Here is a 4,797-nt window from a genome sequence, read left to right as displayed (position 1 = left end):
ACCTGTACTCCGGCGATGCACCAGCTCAACAGAAGGACAGAACTCCGGGTAGGCAAAACTTCCTACGGCTACACGGGCAGACAGAAAAAAGTGGATACGATGTAAGCAAGCAGACCGGGTATCCTGCCCGAAAAAGCACATCAACCAAAAAGGCCTCTGGGATATCCTCAGAGGCTTTTTTTTTCTTTTTCTGAGAATTGGGCTGTAATTAATTTGCTTTTAAAAATGTATTTCAAACAAAAAAAAATGTATTACAAATAAAATATTTGAAATAATTCTTGTTTGTGAAAAACAAAAAAATGTATTTTTATGACAAAAATTTATCTACAACACGTATCACTTGATTCTGATCGAAAAATCCGACACTTTTTGATCGGATATAAAGGTTGAAAAGTGGAAGGCGAATCTTAGTAAAGCAAAATTAAAGACTGCTAAAATCAAGTAGAAGCCTAGGAAAAGTTAAAAAATCAGTACCTGTGAAATGTTTACGAACTCGAAATTTTAAATTTTAATAAAATGGACAACATATTCAATTCTAAGACCAACCAACAAATATCTTCCTGTGAATTTTTTGAAGAGTCCAAAAAGAGTAGTGGAATTAGGAAATTTTTGCACAGGAGTTTGCTCTTTTTCATCTTCCTTGTTTTTCCGTTATTTGGCTACACCCAAAATTCTTCGGAACAGTTGCCTGCCGGTACGCTGGTTATTCCGATGGACAATCTTCTCCAGAACGGGACTGCGACCAATAGTAGTTCTTTCAATATTCGGGCTTATGGTCTTGCGGTTCGTTTATTGCACGCCGAAATTCCCTTGGTCTGGATCATAAATGATGCAAAAATTAAAGATGGTATCGACTTTAGTGCTTCTGCCCGTTTACGTTTTCCAACTACTGGTGCCTATGCCAATAGAGATTTTAGGTCTGGTCCTATTGCAATTTTTCCAGGATTTGAAGCGCAGGCCCAAGTTGTTATTGATGCGTTTAATTCACTCACTGGAACTCGAGTTAATGTTTTCGAACTCCAGTCCGCTACCACGGTAAAAGTGGCACAAACACTTCTGCACAAACCAAAAATTGCTTTGTTAAATGATGGAAGTGAAACGAATATTCATGAAGATATTTATAAGGCCGCTGGACTTTTAATTAATACGCATTATCAATTAACGACTGCAGACAACCTGTCTGGGAGTTCTTGTTTTACTGTTGCCACTGAACCTCATTCTGAATTTAATGATGCAAGCAAGGTTACGAAGGTTAGGAATTTCGTGTTGGATGGTGGGAATTTTTTAGCTCAATGCGCTGGTGTTCGTTCCTATCAGGGATTTGTTACTGGAAGAATTTTTGCAACCAATGGATTTGTAGATCACACTAGATTTAGAGATTTTGTTTATGATAATCATTTTGAGCCTTTTGCTCAATTTCACGGGATTTTGCGCAACCAAGGAGGTTCACTTCAGGATATGGGCTTTACTGCCGATCCTGCTGGTGGTACGCGGATTATTTTTTCACAAGATAAACCTAATCAATATAGATCATATGTTTCAAGGGCCAGTGGTGTTACCTCTTCAAAGGGAGGATTTATTCATTTTCTTGGTGGCCACGAGTTTAAAGGTACAAGTATAGAAGTAGTCAATGGACAGCGGATGTTATTAAATGCTGTTTTAAGATCGGCAGAGCGACCTCCCGTGTGTAATTTGGTTCTCCCAGAGCCTTCCATTGAGATTGTAAAGACTGCTAGTAAAGAAGTTTACAATCTGAATGATGTGATCACATACACTTTTACAGTAAAAAATACAGGGAATGTGGCACTAAACAATGTGACAGTTACCGACCCTTTATCAGGATTGTCCGCTATATCTCCCTCTAGTGTGGCCAGCCTTGCTGCAGGAGCTTCCACCACTTTTACAGCAACTTACACCATTAAACTGGCAGATATTAACACTGGCAGCGTGACTAATACGGCATCAGTAACAGGGAAACCTCAGGTAGGACCTGCGGTAACAGCTACAGCGACTAAGACGATCACAGCGGATCAGACACCTGCCTTGACGATTGAAAAGTCGATCACCTCAGGAGGCACGTACGATGCAGTAGGCGATGTGGTAGCGTACAGCTACCTGATCACCAACTCAGGCAATGTGACCTTGGCAGGACCGTTCACGGTGAGTGACGATAAGATTGCCAGCATCACGCCGGTTGACGGGCCATTGGCACCGGGCGAGAGCGTGACGGTAACGGCTACTTATACCATTACCCTGGCGGATCTGAATGCGGGCAGCGTGACCAACACGGCCTCTGCGAGCACGACATACAAGGAAGAGACAGTGACCTCGAATGAGGACAGTGCGACAGCAAATGCGACTCAGACACCTGCCTTGACGATTGAAAAGTCGATCACCTCAGGAGGCACGTACGATGCAGTAGGCGATGTGGTAGCGTACAGCTACCTGATCACCAACTCAGGCAATGTGACCTTGGCAGGACCGTTCACGGTGAGTGACGATAAGATTGCCAGCATCACGCCGGTTGACGGGCCATTGGCACCGGGCGAGAGCGTGACGGTAACGGCTACTTATACCATTACCCTGGCGGATCTGAATGCGGGCAGCGTGACCAACACGGCCTCTGCGAGCACGACATACAAGGAAGAGACAGTGACCTCGAATGAGGACAGTGCGACAGCAAATGCGACTCAGACACCTGCCTTGACGATTGAAAAAGAAGCAATAGAGCCTGCTGATTGCATTCTTGAAGGAGATCAGATCATGTATCGCCTTACAGTTACCAATACCGGAAATGTGACCCTTACAAATGTGGTAGTAACAGATTCTAAAATATCTGATGCACCAATTGAAGGTCCAATTAGTGGCGATACAAATTCTGACGGAATTCTGAGTCCTGGAGAAGAATGGATCTATGAGGTTTCTTACACAGTTACTGAGGAGGACATCAACAATGGACAAGTAATTAATACAGCTTCAGTAACTGCGAATTTTAAAGAGTCCGTATTGGATAAGCAATCCAACGAGGTAGTGGTTGATGTTGATAAAACTACAATGATCACAAATCAACCAGTTGGTGCAGTTTACTGTATCGATGAGGATGCAACAGCGCTTTCGGTGCTTGCTGATGGAGAAGGCACTCTTTCTTACCAGTGGTTTATCAATACAGAAAATAACAACACGACAGGAACTGCCATTCTTGGAGCGGACGCTTCTACCTACACTCCGGCAACAGATGAAGCAGGAATCTTCTACTACTATGTAGTGATAACAGGTGAGTGCGGAGAAGTGATAAGTGACCCTGTCGCAGTGGAAGTGATTCAAGTCCCTGCTCCAGTATTGGTTGATGTAATCCAACCTACCTGTGAGGTAGAAACCGGGACAATCATAGTGACCGAAATTGAGGGTGTTGAGTTCTCGATCGGTGGCGAATACCAGACCTCAGGTACATTCAGTGGTCTAGCACCAGGAGATTACATGGTAACAGCCCGATTTGTAGATGGAGAGTGCATCAGTGAAGGAACGCCGGTGACGGTAAATGATCAACCGCAAACTCCATCCGAGGCTGTGATTGCCGATGTGATCCAGCCTACCTGTGAGGTAGAAACCGGGACAATCATAGTGACCGAAATAGAGGGTGTTGAGTTCTCGATTGGTGGCGAATACCAGACCTCAGGTACATTCAGTGGTCTAGCACCAGGAGATTACATGGTAACAGCCCGATTTGTAGATGGAGAGTGCATCAGTGAAGGAACGCCGGTGACGGTAAATGATCAACCGCAAACTCCATCCGAGCCTGTGATTGCCGATGTGATCCAGCCTACCTGTGAGGTAGAGACCGGGACAATTATAGTGACCGAAATAGAGGGTGTTGAGTTCTCGATCGGTGGCGAATACCAGACCTCAGGTACATTCAGTGGTCTAGCACCAGGAGATTACATGGTAACAGCCCGATTTGTAGATGGAGAGTGTATCAGTGAAGGAACGCCGGTGACGGTAAATGATCAGCCACAAACTCCATCCGAGCCTGTGATTGCCGATGTGATCCAGCCTACCTGTGAGTTGGAAACCGGAACGATCAATGTAGCTGAAATTGAGGGTGTTGAGTTCTCGATTGGTGGGGAATACCAGACCTCAGGTACATTCAGTGGTCTAGCACCAGGAGATTACATGGTAACAGCCCGATTTGTAGACGGCGAGTGCATCAGTGAAGGAACAATTGTAACTATTAATCCACAGCCGGTAACACCAGCGGCCCCAGTTGCGAATGTGACACAGCCGACCTGTGATGTAGCGACTGGAACGATCACGGTAACACCGATTGCAGGAGTGACTTACTCGATAGACGGACAGAGCTACCAGGCGTCGAATGTATTTGCGGGAGTAGCACCGGGCAGCTACACGGTGACAGTACAGTCTGCAGCCGGTTGCGTGAGTGCAGGCACACCTGTAACGGTGAATCTACAGCCGGTAACACCAGCGGCACCAGTTGCGAATGTGACACAACCGACCTGTGATGTAGCGACTGGAACGATCACGGTAACACCGATTGCAGGAGTGACCTATTCGATCAACGGACAGAGCTACCAGGCATCGAATGTATTTGCGGGAGTAGTACCGGGCAACTACACGGTGACGGTACAATCGGCAGCCGGTTGCGTGAGTGCAGGCACTACGGTAACGGTGAATCCACAGCCTGCAACGCCATCATCTCCGGTGAGTGGTGGAGATCAGGTATCGTGTTCGAGTTCGGAGTTGAGCAGTCTGACTGCCACGGCGAGTGTTCCTTCGGGCTTC

General features: G+C 45.9%; 1 protein-coding gene. It reads left to right on the top strand.

Annotated elements, in window-relative coordinates; translation table 11 throughout:
- Window positions 1-516: 516 nt before the first annotated feature.
- Window positions 517-4,797: DUF7507 domain-containing protein (locus CLV31_RS21615; RefSeq protein ID WP_146250960.1), on the top strand; the 4,281-nt coding region annotated here is incomplete at its 3' end.

Source organism: Algoriphagus aquaeductus (genome assembly GCF_003253485.1).
GTDB classification, from domain to species: Bacteria; Bacteroidota; Bacteroidia; order Cytophagales; family Cyclobacteriaceae; genus Algoriphagus; species Algoriphagus aquaeductus.
Note: the sequence above shows the minus strand (reverse complement) of the source record. Positions and strands in the feature narration are given on the sequence as shown.